The sequence below is a fragment of the Peribacillus sp. RS7 genome, from assembly GCF_041956845.1.
Taxonomy (GTDB): Bacteria; Bacillota; Bacilli; order Bacillales; family DSM-1321; genus Peribacillus.
In genome coordinates, this window is the sequence record NZ_CP168135.1 from 3,500,899 (window position 1) to 3,522,094 (window position 21,196).

The following is a 21,196-nucleotide window of genomic DNA, read 5'->3' on the forward strand; positions in this document are numbered from 1 at the left end:
ATAATGACCTAGGAGAGGTCACTATTCTCTATAACTGCTTCAAATCCAATAAAAAATCAAAAAAGGTTTTGGAATGAGACTATTCCGAAACCTTTTTGTTTACAAACTGAGACGCTCGGATCAGTCCAAGCGTCATTTCTTAAGATACCTTGTTGGTTTGATCATACGCGCTTTTTAGTCATCGCTTGCCAATATACCAAAGAAACGTAAGATGTTAATGAAAAGGTTAATGAAATCTAGATACAGATTCAAGGCCATTAGCGGTACTTCTTCCGCTGTAACCCCGTAATGCTTCATTCGATTGAAATCATATAAAATATAACCACTGAAAACTAAAATCCCAATAAATGAAAAGACCAGCATGGCTGTAGAACTTAATGGAGAAAAAATGTTGAAAATGCTAATGGCCACTAAAGCAAGCAAGGCCGCAAATAACATTCCTCCCAAGAAAGAAAGGTCCCTTTTGGTGGTTGAAGCATAAATCGCCAGTCCTCCAAATACAACTGTCGTCGTCACACCGGCTAAGATCACCACATTTGCCCCTGCAGCGGCAAGGTAGTGTGCAATGATCGGATAGGTCGTAATTCCTGAAATAAATGTGAAACTATACAAGAATGTGTAACCGATAGCTTTTTTCTTCCGCATGATGAAAGCTCCAATCAACATGGCAAACTCAAGTATCGCTAAGGGAATGAACAAGAATGGCGGAACAAAAGTGCCGAGAGCCATCCCTAAAACGGAAACAGCAAGAGATAAAGCGAACGTCCGCATGACGGATGGCAAATATGTTTGTACAGTTTGTGAATACATTCAATCACCTCATCATTTTTTTCTACCATTTTCTACGAATCTGTTTTAAAAAGGTTTCATTGCATTTGATAAAAATTAGGTGTTTTTTTGAAAGTATTGAAATATATATGAAATAATTACATTTTTTATGATATTCTTAAAAATAGACTAATTTTTCTGAAATATTAAAATATTACTAACTAGAATCATTCTGCGGTACGTACAAAGACAAGTTAAATTTAGAGGTATGATCTATAAAAATAGTTATTTCGAAATAATAAATAAAAAAATATTGGTTCTATGCAATTAATAGGACTTCAAAACTTTACTGTATAACAGTTATAAAGGAAATGATTTTTTATTGCAGAAAATTATTCCTAAAGTTATAAAATATGAAAAAAATGTGATTATTTTGCAATAAAACTATTGTATAATTGTAAAAAATTGATTAAAATTTTAAATAATTATCAGAAGATTAATTATTTTCCCGAAAAAATAGTTTAGGGGGAGCAAGGATGAAGAAAGCTATTTTGCAAATAGAGAACCTAACTACCTCATTTCGAATCGGTAACAAATATCATGCAGCAGTGGATGATGTTTCGTTTACGGTGAATGAAAATGAAATTGTAGCAGTTGTTGGAGAATCAGGTTGTGGAAAGAGTGCATTGGCTTTATCTATCATGCAATTACATAATAAGCAGAGAACGAAATCCCAAGGAAACATTAATTATAAAGGCCAAAATCTACTAAAGTTGAATGATATGCAAATGAATAAAGTCCGGGGTAAGGAATTGGGTATGATATTCCAGGAACCTCTAACGGCTTTGAACCCGCTCATGACCATAGGAAAACAGATCGAGGAGAATCTTGATTACCATACTGAACTTTCCAGTGAGGAAAAAAAGAACAGGACGATCGAACTTTTGACACAAGTAGGAATTCCTTATCCTGAACGGACGTACAAGCAATATCCGCATGAGCTCTCGGGTGGAATGCGGCAAAGGGCGATGATATCGATTGCCATTGCTTGTAACCCTGCACTGGTCATTGCCGATGAACCCACCACGGCACTGGATGTTACGATTCAAGCGCAAATACTTGATCTGCTGAAAGATATCCAAAGCAGGACAAAAATGGGAATCATCTTAATTACACATGATCTGAGCGTCGTAGCAGAGGTTGCTGATAGGATCGTTGTCATGTATGCAGGTCAGGTGGTGGAAACGGGAAGCGTCAAAACGATATTCAACAATCCGCTGCATCCATATACGAGGTCGTTATTAAATTCGATTCCTTCGGCTGCAAACGAGAAAAACCGTTTGCATGTTATTGAGGGAATCGTTCCATCGATTGCGAAAATGGATAGGATAGGATGTCGTTTCCAAGATAGGATTCCTTGGATACCAAAACATGCACATGAAGAGTCACCCCGACTTCACGATGTGGGCAACGATCATTTTGTAAGGTGTACCTGCTATAAAGAATTTTATTTTCAAGCTGAAGGAGATGCATCGACCCATGACATTACTAAAAGTAGATAATTTAAAAGTGCATTTTCCAATTAGGGGCGGTTTTTTCCGAAGGGTGGTCGATCACGTAAGGGCCGTGGACGGTGTTTCCTTTGAGTTGCAGCAAGGGGAAACATATGGTTTGGTCGGGGAATCCGGAAGCGGCAAGTCCACGACAGGCAAGGCAGTGGTCAAGCTGAATGATGTGACTTCCGGACAAATCCTGTTTGAAGGCAGGGATTTAGCATCTTTAAGTAGAAAAGAGATAAAACCATTTAGAAAAGATATCCAAATGATTTTCCAAGACCCGTATTCATCATTGAATCCCAAGAAGAGGGTACTGGACATCATTGCCGAACCGTTGAGGAATTTCGAACGGTTATCCCCTGCAGAGGAAAAGAAAATCGTTCAGGACTTCTTGGACAAAGTCGGACTCAGTCCGGAATCGATCCACAAGTACCCACATGAATTTTCAGGTGGGCAGCGCCAACGGATTGGGATTGCCAGATCCTTGACATTGAAACCTAAACTGATCATTGCCGATGAACCGGTATCAGCCCTGGATGTTTCCGTTCAGGCTCAGGTATTGAATTTCCTTCAGGATCTCCAACAGGAGTTCAATTTGACTTATTTATTTGTCGGGCATGATTTAGGTGTAATCCGGCATATGTGTGACCGGATGGGCGTTATGTATCGCGGTAGATTGGTAGAGGAAGGTAAAAGTGAGGAAATCTATGAAAATCCCCAACATATATACACGAAACGCCTGATTGCCGCCATTCCGGATTTAGAGCCGGAAGTTCGCGAGGATAAAGTGCAGCTAAGAAAAAAACTCACCTCAGAATATGAGTCAACCTACTCAAAATATTTCGATGAGAATGGACGTGCTTACGATTTGAAGCCGATCTCGCCGACGCATAGAGTCGCATTACAATAAGGAGGTGGAAAGAATATGTGGAAGTTTATCCTCAGACGTTTATTAGTTATGATCCCGCAGCTCTTTTTATTGAGCATCATCGTATTCATGATGGCAAAAGCAATGCCGGGAGATGCTTTGTCAGGCCAGGAAATCAACCCTAGGGCCAATCCAGCCGAGCTTGATCGGATAAGGGAGGAACTGGGTTTGAATGACCCTTGGTACCAACAATATTTAAGGTGGGCATCCAATGCTGTACAGGGGGATTTCGGTATTTCCTATACACATAAAACGCCCGTCATGGATGTTATCGAAGACAGGCTTTGGAACACGGTGTTCCTGGCGTTGGTCACTCTGATCTTTACATATATGCTTGCAATTCCATTAGGCATACTTAGCGGAAGGTATAACGATACCTGGGTGGATAAAACCGTTACGGGTTATAGCTATGTAGGGTTTGGCACACCGATTTTCATTTTTGCTTTAATCATGTTATTCGTTTTCGGATTTGCCTTGGATTGGTTCCCGTCTGGTGGCAGTGTCGATTCCAAAGTGGATGAAGGAACATTCGCCTATGTTGTAAGTAAGATCAATCATTTGATTTTACCAGCTTTAAGTACAGCTTTAATTGCAACAACAAGCACGATCCAATATTTGCGAAATGAAATCATCGATAATAAAATCAAGGATTTCGTAAGGACTGCGCGTTCGAAGGGAGTGCCTGAATCAAAAGTATATTCACGGCATATCCTTAGGAATTCCTTTTTACCGATAGCGGCATTCTTAGGTTATGAAATTACTGGATTGATCGGCGGCGCGGTCATAATCGAGACCATTTTCAGTTATCCGGGACTAGGTCAGCTTTTCCTTAGTTCAGTCAGTCTGCGGGATTTCAGCGTTGTCACGGCTATCGTCATGATGACGGGATTTGCCACTCTGCTTGGCACTCTTCTTTCGGACATCATACTTAGTGCGGTTGATCCGCGCATACGGATAGAATAGGAGCGGGGTGAATCGTATGGAAATGAAAGTGGAAACCGGAAAGAACATACAAGTGAAAGATGTGAGCCCTTCAGGAATTAAAATCATCTGGGAGGAAATCAAAAAAGACAAGCTTGCAATGGGCTCATTGATTATATTATCAGCCATATTGCTTTTCGTTTACGGGGCGTCGCTCTTCATGGATGCCAAGGAAATAGCCAAGGTCGATTTCCTCTCCATTTATATGGAACCATCTTCAGACTATTGGCTTGGAACTGATTATGGTGGCCGGGATGTATTCGGGCAACTGATAATAGGTACCAGAAATTCATTCACGATCAGTTTATTCATTACATTATTCACGGCTATCATCGGTTTATCATTAGGGCTACTTGCTGGCTACTTTGGAGGGGCAACCGATAATGTGATCATGCGTGTTATCGATTTCGTGATTTCCCTGCCGCAATTGATGTTCATCATCGTTGTAGTCACGATAGTTCCGATCTTCAATGTATATGTTTTCATTTTAATCATGACGATGTTTTTATGGACTGGAAAAGCAAGGCTGATTCGTTCAAAGGCTTTGTCAGAGCGTGAGCTGGATTATATCCATGCCTCTCAGACACTTGGGACGCCACATTGGAAAATCATCCTTTTTCAGCTTCTGCCCAATGTCAGTTCACTGATCATCGTTAACTTCATTTTGAACCTTGCAGGCAATATTGGCCTAGAATCCAGTTTGACTTTCTTAGGGTTCGGTCTTCCGGAGAGCTCACCGAGTCTCGGGACGCTCATAAGTTATGCTCGAAATCCAGATGTTCTGGAAAACAAGTGGTGGATATGGGTACCCGCATCACTCATGATTTTAGTGTTGATGCTGAGTATAAATTTCGTTGGTCAAGCGTTAAAGCGCGCCGCCGATGCAAGACAAAGAAGAGCATAAAAAAAGGGGAGTGTATGATATGAAAATCAAAAGCTACAGTAAGGTATTAAGTGCATTGGCCATTTCGTCTCTACTGCTTGCTGCATGTTCGAACGATACGGAGAAATCGTCAACGAAAGAGAAAAAAGGGAAAGATGTCGAACAGGTCGATACCTCTAAATTCCCGACAAAGACGACAAATCAAGGAGAGCCGATTGAAGGCGGTCATTTGACATATGGATTGGTATCCGATACCCCGTTTGAAGGGATTTTGAACAAAGTTTTCTATCAAGGCGACCCTGATAACCAAGTAATCACATTCTTTGATGAGGATTTATTGGATACAGACGAAAACTATGTATACACGAATGAAGGTGCCGCTTCCTATGAAATTTCAGACGATCATAAAACGGTCACTCTGACGATTAAGGATAATGTGAAATGGCAAGATGGCAAGCCTGTGACAGGTGCGGATTTAGAATATGCATACCTTGTCATGGGAAGCAAAGATTACAAAGGTGTACGTTATGATGAACAAATGGCTTTAATCGAGGGTATGGAAGAGTATCATGAAGGGAAAGCGGATAGCATTTCAGGCATTAAAGTGGACGACAAGAAAATTACTTTCACTTTCAAGAAAGCGAACCCTTCCGTCACGACTGGATTATGGACATACCCGCTCCATAAAGAATACTTAAAAGATGTTCCAATTGCCGAGTTGGAATCTTCAGATAAAATACGTAAAAATCCGATTGGTTTTGGACCATTTAAAGTGAAGAAAATCGTCCAAGGGGAAGCCGTCGAATTCGAAGCGAATAAAGATTATTACCGTGGTGCACCTAAATTGGACAGTGTCACATTGAAAGTCGTGAATCCGTCTATTGTCGTTAAGTCACTTGAAAATGGTGACCTCGATGTAGCAGAGGTCCTGGCTGAGCAATATGACCAGGCCAAGGAATTGGATAATGTCGAATTGTTGGGGAAAGTTGAATTGGCTTATACCTATATTGGTTTCAATTTCGGTCATTATGATAAGGAAAAAGAAGAAAATGTTATGGATGAGAATCCAAAATTTGGAGACAAACGGCTTCGTCAGGCGATGGCATATGCAATCAATAATGAAGAAGTTGGCGAAAAAATGTACAAGGGCCTCCGCTTCCCTGCCAACTCGGTCATTACACCAAACTTTAAATATAACAATAAAGATGTAAAAGCATATGAATATGATCCTGAAAAAGCTAAAAAACTTTTGGATGAAGCAGGATTCGTAGATACGAATAAGGATGGCATTCGTGAAGATGCGGATGGAAAAGAGTTCAAGATCAACTTTGCTTCCATGAGTGGCTCCGATGTTTCCGAACCTCTTGCAAGGTATTATATCCAACAATGGGAACAAGTCGGATTGGATGTTGAATTGCAGGATGGAAGGCTGCATGAGTTCAATTCATTCTATGACCTACTGAAAAAGGATAATGACAAAGTTGATATTTATCAAGCTGCATGGGGAGTCGCTTCCGATCCGGATCCATCAGGCTTATGGTCCAGATCTGCAGAATTTAACTATACTCGCTGGGTGAATGAAAAAAATGATCAGCTTCTTGCTAAAGGGATTTCAGAGGAGGCCTTCGATGATCAATATAGGATCGATACCTACAATGAGTGGCAAGAATTGATTTATGAGGAGGTACCAGTCATTCCGACATTATTCCGTTATCAGTTGGCTGGAGTGAATGAACGCGTTACGGGTTATGATTTCCTTGCAGGCCGCCAATATCAATGGCATAATGTGGGTGTAACTAAATAATTTAATTGATGAATCCAATCGGCTGCCTGTATGGGCGGCCGATTTTTTTACGTTTCAAAGGTGTGTATTAAGGTTAAATACATAATAGTAAGTAATTGGAAGGGTGATGTTGATGGAAGTGAGAAATCCTAATGAAACAAAGAGAGGTTAGAAATATTGTTTACTGAATCGGTTGACCGTTTACTGAAACCTCTTGAAGAGGAAATCATTGCAGACATTGTAGCCTATCCAGACGAAAAGAGAATTGCCTTCTTGGAATATATGAAGGAAATGTCCAACAAACAAAGACAGTTAAAGTAAGTTGAACTTTCATCATGAAGGAGGTTTTTTTATGAGGAACGAAGATATGAGCAGATACAAAGTATGGCGCGATAAGTGGAAAAGAAAAGTGCATATGGAGAATTTAGCGTTATATGGCATTTCAACATTAATTATGGCCATCTTGCCTGTCCTGGCCCATATGAGCCAAATCGATTAAAGGACCGTCTTTTGACGGTCTTTTAATATGTTAAAAGTTTCCACGAAAAGATATAATGGAAAAAGAAGAAAGGAGCGATATGTATGAGTGTTATCGAAGAAAAGAAAATCGTATCTTACATAAAAGAATTGGTATCAATACCCAGCCCCTCCGGCTTTACGGAGCAAGCCATTAAATATGCGGCCGAATTCCTGGAGAAGAGGAAGGTTCCTTACAAGATCACGAATAAAGGTGCACTACTTGCTTCATTAAAAGGCGAAGATGATGGCAAACATCGATTGCTGACTGCCCATGTCGATACCCTGGGAGCCATGGTGAAGGAAATCAAGGCGAATGGCCGCCTTAAATTGACGATGATCGGCGGTTTCCGCTGGAACTCAGTGGAAGGGGAGTATTGTAAAATCCATACAGCTGATGGGACCATTATCACCGGCACCATTTTAATCAATCAGACCTCTGTCCATGTATATAAAAATGCCGGGGATGCCAAGCGCGATGATGAGACAATTGAAGTCCGTATAGATGCTATCGTGAAAAATAAAGCGGAAACGGAGGCCATCGGTATATCTGTTGGAGATTTTGTTTCCTTTGAACCTAGAGTGGAATTGACGGATACAGGCTTTTTAAAATCAAGGCATTTGGATGATAAGGCTAGCGTTGGCATCCTCCTTCATATCATTGACCTCATTTCCGCAGGTAAGATTAAATTGGCATATACGACCCATTTCCTGATTTCCAACAATGAAGAAATCGGCTATGGAGGCAATTCCAATATCCCAGATAAAACAGTCGAATATCTAGCTGTCGATATGGGCGCGATCGGTAGTGGACAAACGACGGATGAATTCAGCGTTTCCATTTGCGCTAAAGACTCCTCGGGTCCGTATCATTATAAATTACGTCAGCATCTGGTCACACTTGCCCAAGAGAATGCTGTTGACTATCGCGTCGATATTTATCCGTATTATGGATCGGACGCTTCAGCTGCAATCCGGGCAGGATATGATGTCGTACATGGTCTGATCGGACCGGGGATTGATGCTTCCCATGCCTTCGAGAGGACACACGTCACTTCTTTAAAGCATACAGCCAATCTCATTTTGCATTATATCCAATCAGAATTGGTGTAATCGTGAAAAAAGCCCGCACTCATGTCATAGGAGTGCGGGTTTTTAACTGACTTTTATAACAAACTTTAATTTACTCGTGAGTTTCGGTTAAATACTCGTGAATTTTGCACATTTACTCGTGAGTTTCGGTCAAATACTCGTGAGTTTTGCACATTTACTCGTGAATGCCAAATAATAATTCATTTATAATGATAATTCTTGTGGCGGTTCACCATTGTTGTTCATCAATCGGATGCTCTCGGGCTTAATTTCAAGGATTAAATAATTTGGATCTTTCGGACCGTCAAACCAATCTTTAAAAGACTCATTCCATAATTTATCCTTCAGTTCCTGTGAATCGTTAATTTTCGAGGTTCCTGAGATTTCTAAGTATGAATCGCCTAAGCCTTCATTTTCATAGCCAATCAGTATATGGACATTAGGATTCTTTTCGATTTCATCGATTTTTTCCGTATTTGCACTCGTTGGTGTGAATAAAGTTAATTCTTCGTTGAAAAATGTCATATAGCGTGAATGTGGTTTGTTATTTTCTACAGATGATAAAACTCCTATTTTATGATCACGGATGATGTTCAATACTTTTTCTTTTAATTGGTTTTGGCTCATCTTTGCACACTCCTTTTATTATTTACTCTATTACTTTTCCTCTCTTTTCATTAAGTTAAACAAAATTCTACAGTTTGCCATTTTTATGAATGAAGAATAGGACAAGTTGCCATACTAGTCATTATGTGTTCTGTATAGAGCAATTTCATGATCTTAATCCATTTGTAAAGGTGAGTATGAGGAATGAATTGTGGTGAATTACTTATCATTGGCGGGGCAGAGGATAAATGCCTTGAAGGTGAAGTATTAAATAAATTTGTCCAGCTTGCAATCCGTTCAGATGGCGGAATAGGAATATTGCCTACAGCGAGTGAAATTCCTGAAGAAGTGAGTACGGAGTATATCAAGATTTTCAGAGATTTAGGCGTGGACAGGGTGGAAGTGATCAAGCTGGATTCAAGGCAGGATGCAGACGATCCGGCGATTTGTGAACAGCTGACCTCTTTTTCTGCCATCTTCATTTCTGGAGGAAACCAAAGCCGATTGTCTGAGTTGATTGGAAAATCCAAATTCCACAATGCCCTTTCTAAAGCCTGGCATAATGGAATGGTGATAGCAGGGACAAGTGCTGGAGCTTCCATTTTAGGTAAGCATATGATCGTTGCTGCCGACACGATGCTGAATGATAATAAGTTAAAGGTTGAGATTGGGATGGGTTTCGGCTTCCTTGACGGCCTGATAATTGATCAACACTTTTCCCAGCGTGGCCGCTTTGACCGACTGTTAAGTGCGATAGCAGGGAATAAAGAAATTATGGGTATTGGAATTGATGAAAATACAGCAATTTTAGTCAAAGACGGTCATTTTGAAGTCTTAGGCCAACATCAAGTATTGGTTCTTGATGGCAGCAATAGTGATTATATCAATATCACATCTTCTGATAATGGTAGTGAAGAGTTGACTCTTTCGGGATTTAACCTTCATGCACTAACCAGGGGATACCGTTTTGACCTGCTTACCAGGAAATTGTTGATGAAAAAGGGGATCCAACAATGATAATCAATCGAGTCCGTTATTTAAAAGGACCTAATTATTTTGCTTATACACCGACGATTTGCATTGAATTGGATATAGGGGAACTGGAACAGAAACCATCTGATTCAATACCTGGATTCAATGAAAAATTGTTAAAGGCGCTCCCGAACTTGGGAAGCCATTCATGTTCAAAAGGGTATCGAGGGGGTTTCGCCGAAAGGCTGAGAAAAGGAACATGGATGGGACATATATTGGAGCATATGACGATTGAACTTCAAAACTTGGCCGGCATCGAAGCCATTCGTGGAAAAACGATAATGATGGAAAAGAAGGGTTTTTATTATGTTACCTTTGACTATCAGGAGCCTCACTCGGGTCTTCAAGCTTTTTTAGCAGCGAAAGATATCGTGGAAGCCATCCTGAATGGTGAAAAACTTATAAATGTACAATCTTATGTAAAACAAATAGAGCAGTTATATTATAGCAATAAACTGGGGCCAAGTACCGAAGCCATTTTTAAGGCTGCACAAGCAAAAAATATCCCTGTCGAGCGAATGGGTGATGAAAGTTTACTACGTTTAGGAACGGGTTCAAGGCAGAAGTATGTCCAGGCGACAATTTCTAGCCAGACATCGAATATTGCAGTTGAGAATTCATGTGATAAATCAATGACCAAATCAATATTAAGAGGGTGTGGCCTTCCTATACCTGAAGGTGAAGTTGCCCATTCCATTGAAGATATCTTTACCTCGGCGGACAAGCTGGGTTTCCCACTGGTCATAAAACCGTATAATGGGAGACAAGGGCAGGGTGTCATCACCCATATCAAAAATAAGGATGAACTATTCAATGTCATCAATTGTTTAGAGTCGCATGTGGAGAAGTACATTGTCGAACGGCATATTGAAGGACATGATTATCGGTTACTGATAGTCAATGGTGAACTTATAGCCGCTAGTTTGAGGCTTCCTCCCTATATTATTGGAAACGGTAAGGAAACAATACGCAATTTGATAGAAAAGGAAAATCGTCATGCATTGCGGGGGGAAGGTCATGAAAAGCCGATGTCAAGAATTCCGCTTACACATACCGTTACGTGTTACTTGGAAAAATCGAACCGGACGCTGAATACCATTCCGAACCAAGGGGAATTGGTTCAAGTTGTCGGCAATGCAAATCTTTCGACTGGTGGAAAGGCAATCGATGTAACGGACCAGGTCCATCCAAGCATTAGGAATATGGCGGTTGCTGCCGCGAAAGCGATTGGTTTGGATATAGCCGGAATAGATTTTATCTGTGAGGATATATCAAAACCGATCGAACATTCACGGACTGCAATTATTGAAGTGAATGCTGCACCGGGAATTCGAATGCATCATTATCCGAGTGAAGGGGAAAAAAGGGATGTAGGCAAAGCCATTGTCGATTATTTATTTCCGACTCGGGAAGAGGCAGCTATACCGATCATCGCAGTGACCGGAACAAATGGAAAGACGACAACCACCCGATTGGTTCATTATTTTCTTACTAATGAAAAAACTAAGGTAGGTATGACGAATTCTGATGGAGTATATATCGGCGATGAGGTATTGGATCAAGGTGACTGCAGTGGCCCGGTCAGTGCAAGAATGGTGTTGGGCCATCCTGAAGTTGATGTAGCCGTTTTGGAAACGGCCCGGGGAGGCATTCTGCGTGAAGGTCTGGCTTTTCGTAAATGTGATGTGGGGATCATTACTAATGTGAGTGAAGATCACCTTGGCCGTGATGGAATCGATACATTGGATGATCTGATAAAATTAAAGAGGCTGGTAGCAGAAGTTGTACTGAAAACAGGCTATTGTGTACTGAATGCAGATGATCCGAATGTAGCTGCCATGAACGCTTATACAGATGGGGAGGTCATTTATACCTCTACAGATGCCACACAGCCTCACGTGAAGGCAGCGATAAATGGTGGTTGTAAAGTTTGGTACGTCAATGAACAAGGCATGATCTGTCATTCATCTGATGGTGTCATCCATCAATTTATGGATTGCTCCATGATACCAATAACGATTAACGGCATGGCACGTCATAATATCGCCAACTTACTTCAGGCGTTAGCCGCAGCCGAAACACAAGGGATCTCCATGGAAGAACTAAGGAGAAAGGCTGTCACATTTATGCCTGATACCAATTTGTCCAAAGGGCGTTTCAATTTAAAAAAGTTGAAAGAGCGAACGATCATCATCGACTATGCCCATAATGAAGCAGGATTAAAGGCCATATTCGAAACGGTCAGTGCCTATAATAAAAATCGTCTAATTACTGTTTTGGCCGGACCGGGGGACCGTATTGATGAAGAGCTTATCAGGCTCTCCAAAATGGCGGCCATGAATTCTGATTTGTTCATCATAAAAGAAGACGACGATTTGCGGGGAAGGGAGCCTTTCGAAGTAGCCGGGCTGCTTCAGGAAGCTGCCGTAGAAGCAGGGTTACATAAAGATCGAACATTCATCGAACCTAATGAATTGGATGCATTCGTAAAAGCCTGGGAAGCATCACAACCGGGTGACCTATTATTGTTCTTTTACACGGATTTCGAATATGTAGAGCGGTTTTTCGAAAAGGTTTCAACAAATCCATTGCCAAAGAAATAAAAAAAGTGCATTCCGCCCTGCGGAATGCACTTTTTTGTCTTTTCCTTCTGAATCACTTGGTAACTGAATATTTAAATGGAAATTTGATTGAAATCGTCCATATAAGTGATTTCTTTAAGTCCCACGGGTTTCACGTAAGGATTATTTGAAAGTACTTCAATCTCTTTTTCTGTTAAAACCTTTTTACTCATTTGATATACAAAATAGTATCCTATAGGCAGACTTTTTTTAAGTGTCTGCTCTATAGGGTACAGTTTATAGTTGGATTAGCTTTTTTTCATAACCGTTTCAGTCACAGTAGGGACATTGGCATGGTCTTTTTTATATACTTTTTGAAGCACGATGGATTGAACAATCATGAATAAACCTCCGATTGACCAATACAGTGGCAATGCAGCAGGAGCGGAGAAAGAAATGAATAAAATCATTACTGGTGAGAGCAGGCTCATCAGCTTCATTTGCTTCTGCTGTTCTTCCGGCATTTGTCTCATGGAAATGACCGATTGGAAGTAATAAATGACGCCAGCGATAATCGCCATGGCAATATTCGGCTGGCCTAGGCTGTACCAAAGGAAACTATGGGTCGCAATTTCATGGGAACCTTGAATCGCATAATAAAAACCCATTAGAATCGGCATTTGAATCAAAAGCGGCAGGCATCCCATATTTAGAGGATTGACTCCGTGTTTTTGGTAAAGCTGCATCATTTCCTGTTGAAGGGCCTTTTGTTTAGCTGGATCTTTCGTCTCTTTAATTTTCTGCTGGATTGCTGTCATTTCCGGTTTCAGCCCATTCATCTTCGTTTTCATGCTGAGCTGTGTTTTATATTGCTTGGCAGTCAGCGGAAGCAAAACTAGACGGATTAAAAATGTCATCATGATGATGCTTAAACCATAGTTACCATTAAATAAATCAGCATTAAATTCAAGCATTTTTGTCATGGGGTTAACCAATGCAGTATGAAATGGGCCGCTCGTTGCTGCAGAGCACCCTGTCAAAAGGGTCGTTGCTAGAAATAGGACGGTAAATAGAAACATGTTTTTCTTCTTCAAAATGATTCCTCCTCGAATTGTTAGTGGTTAAACAACGAGAAGGAGGCTTGGCTCATCGGAATCATCGGGTGAGTCCTTTTGCCGGATAAATGTGAAAAAGCGCTGTGCACCGCGCCAATCAAAACTGCTGCCTGCATGAACAGGGGATTTACTTTTATCTGAATGAACGGAAGCTTGATATTTATCGTTCAAGAGCGATTGCTTTTTATTTAAGAAATAAAAAGCAGCCAGTGGAAAGACAAAGGTAAATAAGTAACCTGCCCATACCGCATGGCGAACGGTCTGATAATCGAATTCTAATAATAATTCCCACATAGGAATCCCTCGTTTTTTCTAAGATAAGAAAATTTAGTTCGGTTAGCCTCCAAGTAATAAAGCAAGTAACGATTTAAGGCCTTGAATGACTATTGATCTTACTGAGTTTAAATCATTAAGAACACTATATCAAATTCTAGTGGAAGAAGCTAAAAAATATAGGGGTATTTTCAAAAAAACAAACAGGGAATATTTTCCGAAGTGTTAATTTGACGTTAAAGGTCCTTTTAGAATCCAGAGATGTAATTTGAGCGAAGATTACACACATGGTCATTCGTCTACATACGGATAAAAGGAAGTTCAATTATGAGCTGAAAAGGTATGAAACCGTAGGATTTATTTGATCAACAAAACTACCATAACGGTACTGAAAATAATTTATATCAAAATGCACATCCCCGTTACATTGAAAATGATTACTCGCCAGCGCCATTTCCTTTTGAAAATCAGATAATGGATGTAAGGACTCCGCCCGGCACGCCTGGTCCGTCCTTCGGTGGGGGCGAGCCGCCACCACGGCCGCCGCAAGGAGGAGGCCCGCCTCATATAGCTCCGCCTTTATTTATTCCACAACTTCACGATGGAATGTATAAGGCAATTGACGCTGGATCAATGAAAGGGTGCTTATACCAAAATACGTATGTTTCGCTTAAAAATGGCCGTTCATTTTGGTTTTACCCCACTTATGTCGGCTATAATTCCGTGGCAGGTTATCGATGGAGACGAAGTCAACAGCGATGGGCCTATTATGGAACGGACGCGCATGAGATACAATCATTTCAATGTTTTTTTTCATTTTTTTAATTTCAAAGTTTCAATCCAAAAAATAATCAGGAAAATCGGAAATGATACCATCTAACTTCATCTTTTCAAACATGCGCATTTGTTTTTTATTGTTGACAGTCCATGTATATACTTTCATCCCGTGCTCTTGGATTCGCATTTGCAGCTTCGTATTTAAAATCGTTTGCTTTGGATTCAAAAATGATGCAAACTCTGCAATCTCTTTTAATTTTTGGTCATTAATGCGCCGTTTTATCAAAACGCCCACTTGTATGTCCGGCATTAGTTGATGAAACCTTTTCATGGATTCCATATCGAACGAATGAACCATTAACCTATTATTACCTGTTGAATATTCTTGGAATTTCCCTAATTCTTCTGCAAGTTTCTTTTCAATCCCGGGATAAGAAGATGGATGTTTTAATTCGATTAAGATTCCAACTTCTGACCCGAAATTCTCCAATACCTCACTTAGTAAAGGAATCCTTTCGTTTTTATACCGAGTATGATACCAGCTTCCTGCATCCAATTCCTTTAATTCGGCAGCCGTGTAATCACGGAGGTTCCCTTTGCCGCTTGTGGTTCGATCCAGGGTGGGATCATGATGAACCACAAGTACTTCATCTTTACTAAGATGGATATCCACTTCCAGGAAATCAGCTCCCAATTCAATTGCTTTGATATAAGATGCCATTGTATTCTCGGGGCAATATCCAGATGCACCGCGATGTCCAATTTTAAGGGGGGAATGCTGCTTTATGAAGCTTTCAGGGAAATCACTCTTTGTTCTTTTAGAGTAGAGAACGAACAAGACAAGGATGGTTACCAAGAAAATAAGAAAAAATGCGATCACCTTTCACACTCCTTTTAGACACAGTAATTAAAATTCTTCGATATCATTTACCCAAACTTAAAGAAAATAAAAGAAATTTGCAATTTGACAGCCTCATTTCATAATTTTACATGTTAGGTAGGAAAAAATCATGTTTTACACAATGTGATTATTCAGACATAAAAGGATTTATTGGAAAGGTATGGAATACATATAATTTAAGTATCAATAAGGGGGGAAAGCAGATGGAATTGCAGGTGAAACCGAAGTCTAAAAAATGGAAGGGTAATTTTGGTTTATATTTTTCCTTGCCCATTCTCTCATGGGCTTTTTACGATTTTGCCAATACGATTTTTTCCTCTAATATCAATACGATTTTCTTTCCATTCTTCCTCCAGGAACAGATTGGGGAAAATGCTGTTCTTGATCAGATTGCCAGTACCTTCATCTCGTACGCAAATGCGATTGCCAGTTTGTTTCTTGTTTTGTTTTCCCCGCTGTTCGGGGTCATGATCGATCGAACGGGAAAAATGAAAAAATACATTATGATATTCACGCTCATATCTGTTGCAAGTACATTTTTAATGGGGGTGTTTGGGGGGGTATCATTCGATGGAAAGTTTCTGGGGATTCCAACTTCCTTAGTGATCGTCATTCTTTTATTTGTGATAGCTAAGTTTTTCTATCATTCAAGTCTTGTTTTCTATGATACGATGATGAGTGAGTTAGGTACGAAACAACAATTGCCGCTTATATCAGGATTTGGAGTGGCCGTAGGATACCTTGGAACGTTGGTGGGACTGTCAATCTATCCTTTCATAAGTAAAGGTAGTTCACATGAAGCCTTTATGCCCACGGCCATTTTATTTCTGGTTTTTTCCCTTCCCTTATTCTTTTTTTTAAAAGAGACTCCAAAACAGCAAAAAGCCAAACAACCTTTTTTATCTGGTTATAAGGAAATTAAAGCAACATTTAAAGAGATGCAATCCTATCGATTGGTTTTTACATTCATGATTGCTTATTTCTTTTTAAACGATGCAATTGCGACCACTATTGGCATGATGGCCGTATATGCCAAGACTGTTGTCGGATTTTCCTCAAGCGGTTTCATTTTGCTTTACTTGGTATCTACAGTATCGAGTATTGCCGGTTCGTTTCTGTTTGGATACATCACTCAGTCGAAGGGACCGCGGCTAGCTGTGACATATGTGGGAATTCTGCTCTTGGTCGCTTTATTTATAGCGGTCTTCGCACAAACCGCTCTTTGGTTCTGGGTTGCAGGGAGTATGTTCGGCATTTCGCTGGGTTCGATGTGGGTGACATCTCGGACATATATCATTGAATTGACCCCGGAGGAGAAGAGGGGACAATTTTTTGGACTATTTGCATTCTCTGGAAAAGTCTCTTCAATAATCGGTCCGCTTTTATATGGAACGATTACGTTGGTTTTCCATGATCTCGGTACATTGGCGAGCCGGATGGCATTAGGGTCACTGATTATCATGGCCGTAATAGGTCTGGGTTTTCTTTTGAAAATGAAGGGATTGGAAGAAGTGAAATAAGGAAAAGGGAATGGACCAAAGCTTCGCTGCCGGGTCCATTCCCTTTCATAATCTTTATACCAAAATCAAGGTGACGTCGACATTCCCGCGAGTTGCTTTTGAATAGGGGCAGGTCATGTGAGCTTTTTTGGCAAAGTCTTCGGCTTCTTCCCTGCTTAGGTCAGGAATCGAAACATCCAACCTTACAGCCAATTTAAAGCCGCCGTCTTCCTCATCTTTACCGATCGTGACATTTGCTGTCACGGATGTATCGACTTTTTTCTTTTCTTTTTGCAGAACAAGATTCAAGGCACTGTCAAAACAAGCCGCATAACCGGCTGCAAATAACTGTTCAGGGTTTGTAGCGCGCTCACCCGAACCACCTAATTCCTTCGGTGACCTCACATCGAAATCCAAAATTCCGTCCTCTGACTTTACATGTCCTTCACGACCACCGTGTACGGTAACTGCAGCTGTATATAATGGTTTCAATGAAAACAACTCCTTTGTTTATTCTTACTATCATTAGTTCCCTACTATAAGTCTTATTAAACAAAATGATAGGGAGTTTATGGAGGCTATTGTTTTAAATTGGAAGAAATTGTTTTATAATAAACTGTATTAGGAAGTGTAATACACCCATTGTTCTAGGAGGGTTGATGATGTTTGAGTTGGATGTACAAAGTGGAAAGCCGATATATGAGCAATTGATGGATAAGTTTAAGGAACTAATGATCAATGAAGTTTTACAGGAACATAATCAGCTCCCATCCATTCGAATATTGGCTCAGGAATTGACGGTCAATCCAAATACAATCCAAAAAGCATACAAGCAGCTTGAAGCTGACGGTTATATTTATACTTTACCAGGCAAAGGGAATTTCGTGGCACCTCCTAAATCTTTGAAAAATTCATTAAAAGTAGAAAAGATCAGACACGAGCTTGCAAAGGTTCTCGCTGAAGCTCTGTATATCGGAATCGAAAAACATGAAATTTATAGATTAGTAAAAGAAATCAGTCCATTGGCAAAGGGGGGAGATTCATGATTGAAATAAAACAGGTGAGTAAGTTATATGAAGGAAAAGAAGCAATCAAGGACGTCACCTTGGTCATACAAAAAGGCTCCATATTCGGGTTGTTAGGTTCCAATGGGGCGGGGAAAACGACTCTATTAAAAATGCTTTCAGGCAATCTGATACAGGATGCCGGTGAAGTTCTTATTGATCGATCATATGTGTTTGAAAACCGTGATGTGAAAAATCGTTGTTTCTTCCTCCCTGATACACCTTATTTCCTGGCTAACTATACGATCATGCAAATGGCAGGTTTTTATAGCCATATTTATAGTGATTGGAATCAAGAACGTTTCAACCAATTACAGGAGGTATTCCCGATACCCTTCCAATATAAAATACATAAACTATCAAAGGGTATGCAGAGGCAGGTTGCTTTTTGGCTCGCACTCTCGACGATGCCGGAAGTTCTCATCCTCGATGAACCGTTTGATGGGTTAGATCCGGTCATGCGTAAGAATGTGAAACAGTTATTGATTCAGGATGTCTCAGAAAGGGATATGACGATTTTAATATCCTCCCATAATCTGCGGGAAATTGAAGATTTAGCCGATCATGTAGGGATCCTACATAATGGGGAGCTTGTTATCCATAAGGATTTGGACGACTTAAAAGCGGATGTACACAAAGTGCAAATTGCCTTTAAACATAAAATTCCCCACGGTTTATACCACGGAATTCAAATTCTTAACAAGGAACGACGCGGCAGCGTGATCGTTTGCATTGTTAAAGGTAAAGAATCCAAGATTAAATCGCACTTTAATCAATTTCAGCCAGAAATATTCGATATTCTCCCCCTTACCCTAGAGGAGATATTCATTTATGAAATGGGGGATATAGGTTATGTCATCCAGAATAACCTGGTTTAATAAAGAACTGATTGTCTATATTTTCAGAAGCACTGGCTGGATTGGTTTCCTATATTTCGTCGGCCTCATATTTGCACTGCCTCTGGAAATGTTAACGATTATTTTGAATGAGAATAATGAATATGTGGAATTCGAAAACCTTTTTTCCAGTCAGCAGATGATTCAATTTGTTTTGGTCATCGTCATTCCAGTATTACTTGCCATCTTCCTGTTTCGGTTTTTACAGATGAAACAAGCTTCAGATTTTATTCATAGTTTACCGATTACTAGACGCAACATCTATTTTCATATGATAGGGACGGGGATAGGCTTCATTGGTTTGCCTATTTTATTTACAGGTTCAATAATGATATTATTCCACTCGGCAATAGATATAGAAAGGCTTTATACGATCTCGGATATTTGGTCCTGGATGGGGATTACTTTTATTTTGGAAGTTTTGATCTTTTCTGTTGCCGTTTTAATTGGAATGGTGACAGGATTATCAGCCTTGCAAGGTCTGCTCACCTATATTATTCTTGTTTTGCCGGTGGGGTTGTTTATATTGTTTGCAGCCAATCTGAAGTTTTTGGTAGCTGGATTTTCTTCAGATTATTATCTAAGTGCCAATATGAATGGCATTTCACCCTTATTAGCTGCAACGGAGATGGAGAAAATCACCCTTTTCTCGGTTGATACATTAATCTACAGTATTTTGACCGTTCTTTTTCTGTTTTGTTCTCTTTTTCTCTATGAGAGGAGAAAGCTGGAACATGTATCGCAGGCATTCGTTTTTCCGAAGATTAAGCCATTATTTAAATTCGGCCTGACAATATGCATGATGTTGTTTACAGGGCTTTATTTTAGCGAAACGACAGGAAAACCTGGGTGGATTTTCTTCGGTTATATCGTCGGTTCTTTGCTTGGATTTTATTTAGGGGAAATCGTCCTGCAAAAGACTTGGCGGATACGGGTCAACCTGAAAGGTTATGTAGCATTTATGGTGGTTATTATTATACTGGCCCTCATTTTAAAAATAGACCCCATTCAGTATAAGGGCAAGGTACCTGATGAAAAGATGATTAGCCAAATATATATTGGCAATTCACCCATATTTTTTGAGGATGGTACGTCAGATAACGCATCCACTTATCTTAAAGAGAAGGAAAATATAGACGCAATCAGGTTATTGCATCAGCAAATTATCGAAAAGGGAAAAAATGTTTCCGTTGGTGAATTGAATGACGGACAATCCGTATTTCTGATATATGAACTCAAGAATGGAAAACGGTTAGCAAGAGAGTATTATTTGCAAAACTACGACTCTTACCTGCCGCTATTGGCGAAAATTCATGAGTCGAGTGAATATAAAAAAACGGTTAATGAGTTATTGAATGTTTCCGCCAAAGACGTTTCTAAAATCAGGATAACGGCGAGCGGACAAGTGGACAAATCCGTAACGATCACGGATGGTCACCAGCTGGAAGCAGCCGTGCGGGCACTGTCTGAGGACCTGGATAATCAGTCGTTCGCCCAAATGATAACTTCTTTTGGTGATTATGCCTCCATTGACATTCATTTGAATAATAACAAAATCATTTATATGAAATGGGACTCTTCTTATACTCAGTTTTCAAAATGGATGGAAAATACCGGGCAAGCAGAAGAAGCGAGGTTAATGGCTGATGATATCTCATATATTTTGGTTGCGAAGACCAATCCGGAAATTTATAATTCGAATTCAGAGAGTGAACTTGCACAACAGATTGAACAGCAGCAAAACCGCTTGAAAATTAACACGGTTTCGGAAATCGAAACGGCTATTGATAATGCCCAAATCGGTTGGGGTGGAGAGTATTCAGCTGCCTTTTATTATAAAGATAGCAGGGATGTGGACATCAAGAGTTTTTCTGGCGAACATATACCCGGCTTCATTTTGGATCATTTTAATGAATGAGAAGCCAGGTAAACTTAAATGAATGAAATATAAAGGACGCCCCCCAA

Annotated in this window: 20 protein-coding genes; 14 read left to right on the forward strand and 6 right to left on the reverse strand. The window is 40.1% G+C overall.

Annotated elements, in window-relative coordinates:
- Positions 1-174: 174 nt before the first annotated feature.
- Positions 175-810, reverse strand: coding sequence for a Bax inhibitor-1 family protein (locus ACDZ29_RS17605; RefSeq protein ID WP_375088273.1), 636 nt, complete (start codon positions 808-810; stop codon positions 175-177).
- A 494-nt stretch (positions 811-1,304) separates the two neighbouring features.
- Here ACDZ29_RS17605 and ACDZ29_RS17610 point away from each other — a divergent pair, with 494 nt between their 5' ends.
- The 8 genes from ACDZ29_RS17610 (at position 1,305) to ACDZ29_RS17645 (ending at position 8,528) form a co-directional block, all read left to right on the forward strand.
- The gene (locus ACDZ29_RS17610; RefSeq protein WP_375088274.1) at positions 1,305-2,330 is read left to right on the forward strand and encodes an ABC transporter ATP-binding protein; all 1,026 of its coding nucleotides are present in this window, start codon (positions 1,305-1,307) and stop codon (positions 2,328-2,330) included.
- Positions 2,308-3,234, forward strand: a complete 927-nt coding sequence (locus ACDZ29_RS17615) for an ABC transporter ATP-binding protein (RefSeq protein WP_375088275.1) — start codon at positions 2,308-2,310, stop codon at positions 3,232-3,234. Before ACDZ29_RS17610 ends, ACDZ29_RS17615 begins: the two co-directional genes overlap by 23 nt.
- Before the next feature lie 15 nt (positions 3,235-3,249).
- Positions 3,250-4,215 carry an oligopeptide ABC transporter permease gene (opp4B, locus tag ACDZ29_RS17620; protein ID WP_214743605.1) on the forward strand — a complete coding sequence of 322 codons (966 nt, stop codon included), beginning with the start codon at positions 3,250-3,252 and terminating at the stop codon, positions 4,213-4,215.
- Between the two features lie 22 nt (positions 4,216-4,237).
- A complete protein-coding gene (locus ACDZ29_RS17625; protein ID WP_375091162.1) occupies positions 4,238-5,137 on the forward strand; it encodes an ABC transporter permease in 900 nt (299 codons plus the stop codon).
- A gap of 19 nt (positions 5,138-5,156) precedes the next feature.
- On the forward strand, positions 5,157-6,920 hold the full coding sequence (opp4A, locus tag ACDZ29_RS17630; protein ID WP_375088276.1) for an oligopeptide ABC transporter substrate-binding protein: 1,764 nt from the start codon (positions 5,157-5,159) through the stop codon (positions 6,918-6,920).
- Between the two features lie 156 nt (positions 6,921-7,076).
- Entirely contained in the window at positions 7,077-7,220 is a 144-nt protein-coding gene (locus ACDZ29_RS17635; RefSeq protein WP_375088277.1) for a hypothetical protein, read from the forward strand.
- 31 nt (positions 7,221-7,251) lie between these two features.
- Positions 7,252-7,398 (forward strand): hypothetical protein, encoded by a 147-nt coding sequence (locus tag ACDZ29_RS17640; protein WP_289324212.1) that lies wholly within the window; start codon positions 7,252-7,254, stop codon positions 7,396-7,398.
- An 83-nt stretch (positions 7,399-7,481) separates the two neighbouring features.
- Positions 7,482-8,528, forward strand: a complete 1,047-nt coding sequence (locus ACDZ29_RS17645) for a M42 family metallopeptidase (protein ID WP_375088278.1) — start codon at positions 7,482-7,484, stop codon at positions 8,526-8,528.
- Between the two features lie 183 nt (positions 8,529-8,711).
- Here the strand turns inward: ACDZ29_RS17645 and ACDZ29_RS17650 are convergent, their stop codons facing one another.
- Positions 8,712-9,134 (reverse strand): pyridoxamine 5'-phosphate oxidase family protein, encoded by a 423-nt coding sequence (locus ACDZ29_RS17650; RefSeq protein ID WP_375088279.1) that lies wholly within the window; start codon positions 9,132-9,134, stop codon positions 8,712-8,714.
- 183 nt (positions 9,135-9,317) lie between these two features.
- On the opposite strand from ACDZ29_RS17650, the gene ACDZ29_RS17655 reads away from it, so the two are divergent.
- Both ACDZ29_RS17655 and cphA read left to right on the forward strand, forming a co-directional pair.
- Complete coding sequence (locus tag ACDZ29_RS17655) at positions 9,318-10,130, forward strand: cyanophycinase (RefSeq protein ID WP_289324215.1); 813 nt, start codon at positions 9,318-9,320, stop codon at positions 10,128-10,130.
- Positions 10,127-12,748, forward strand: coding sequence for a cyanophycin synthetase (gene cphA, locus ACDZ29_RS17660; RefSeq protein ID WP_375088280.1), 2,622 nt, complete (start codon positions 10,127-10,129; stop codon positions 12,746-12,748). The genes ACDZ29_RS17655 and cphA overlap by 4 nt, the downstream gene beginning before the upstream one ends.
- Before the next feature lie 266 nt (positions 12,749-13,014).
- Here cphA and yidC read toward each other — a convergent pair whose 3' ends face one another.
- The 3 genes from yidC to ACDZ29_RS17675 form a co-directional block, all read right to left on the reverse strand.
- Positions 13,015-13,800 (reverse strand): membrane protein insertase YidC, encoded by a 786-nt coding sequence (gene yidC, locus ACDZ29_RS17665; protein WP_289324217.1) that lies wholly within the window; start codon positions 13,798-13,800, stop codon positions 13,015-13,017.
- Between the two features lie 27 nt (positions 13,801-13,827).
- Positions 13,828-14,115 carry a hypothetical protein gene (locus tag ACDZ29_RS17670; RefSeq protein ID WP_289324218.1) on the reverse strand — a complete coding sequence of 96 codons (288 nt, stop codon included), beginning with the start codon at positions 14,113-14,115 and terminating at the stop codon, positions 13,828-13,830.
- 814 nt (positions 14,116-14,929) lie between these two features.
- Complete coding sequence (locus ACDZ29_RS17675) at positions 14,930-15,751, reverse strand: glycerophosphodiester phosphodiesterase (RefSeq protein ID WP_375088281.1); 822 nt, start codon at positions 15,749-15,751, stop codon at positions 14,930-14,932.
- Between the two features lie 224 nt (positions 15,752-15,975).
- Between ACDZ29_RS17675 and ACDZ29_RS17680 the strand changes: the two genes are divergently transcribed.
- Complete coding sequence (locus ACDZ29_RS17680) at positions 15,976-17,292, forward strand: MFS transporter (protein WP_375088282.1); 1,317 nt, start codon at positions 15,976-15,978, stop codon at positions 17,290-17,292.
- Positions 17,293-17,346: 54 nt separating this feature from the next.
- On the opposite strand, the gene ACDZ29_RS17685 is transcribed toward ACDZ29_RS17680, so the two are convergent.
- A complete protein-coding gene (locus ACDZ29_RS17685) occupies positions 17,347-17,763 on the reverse strand; it encodes an organic hydroperoxide resistance protein (protein WP_289317352.1) in 417 nt (138 codons plus the stop codon).
- Positions 17,764-17,933: 170 nt separating this feature from the next.
- On the opposite strand from ACDZ29_RS17685, the gene ACDZ29_RS17690 reads away from it, so the two are divergent.
- Genes ACDZ29_RS17690 through ACDZ29_RS17700 form a run of 3 tightly spaced genes read left to right on the forward strand, consistent with a single transcriptional unit; the run spans position 17,934 to position 21,149 of the window.
- Entirely contained in the window at positions 17,934-18,317 is a 384-nt protein-coding gene (locus ACDZ29_RS17690) for a GntR family transcriptional regulator (RefSeq protein ID WP_370014301.1), read from the forward strand.
- A complete protein-coding gene (locus tag ACDZ29_RS17695; RefSeq protein ID WP_289324222.1) occupies positions 18,314-19,213 on the forward strand; it encodes an ABC transporter ATP-binding protein in 900 nt (299 codons plus the stop codon). The genes ACDZ29_RS17690 and ACDZ29_RS17695 overlap by 4 nt, the downstream gene beginning before the upstream one ends.
- The gene (locus ACDZ29_RS17700; protein ID WP_375088283.1) at positions 19,188-21,149 is read left to right on the forward strand and encodes a DUF6449 domain-containing protein; all 1,962 of its coding nucleotides are present in this window, start codon (positions 19,188-19,190) and stop codon (positions 21,147-21,149) included. The genes ACDZ29_RS17695 and ACDZ29_RS17700 overlap by 26 nt, the downstream gene beginning before the upstream one ends.
- Positions 21,150-21,196 lie beyond the last annotated feature (47 nt).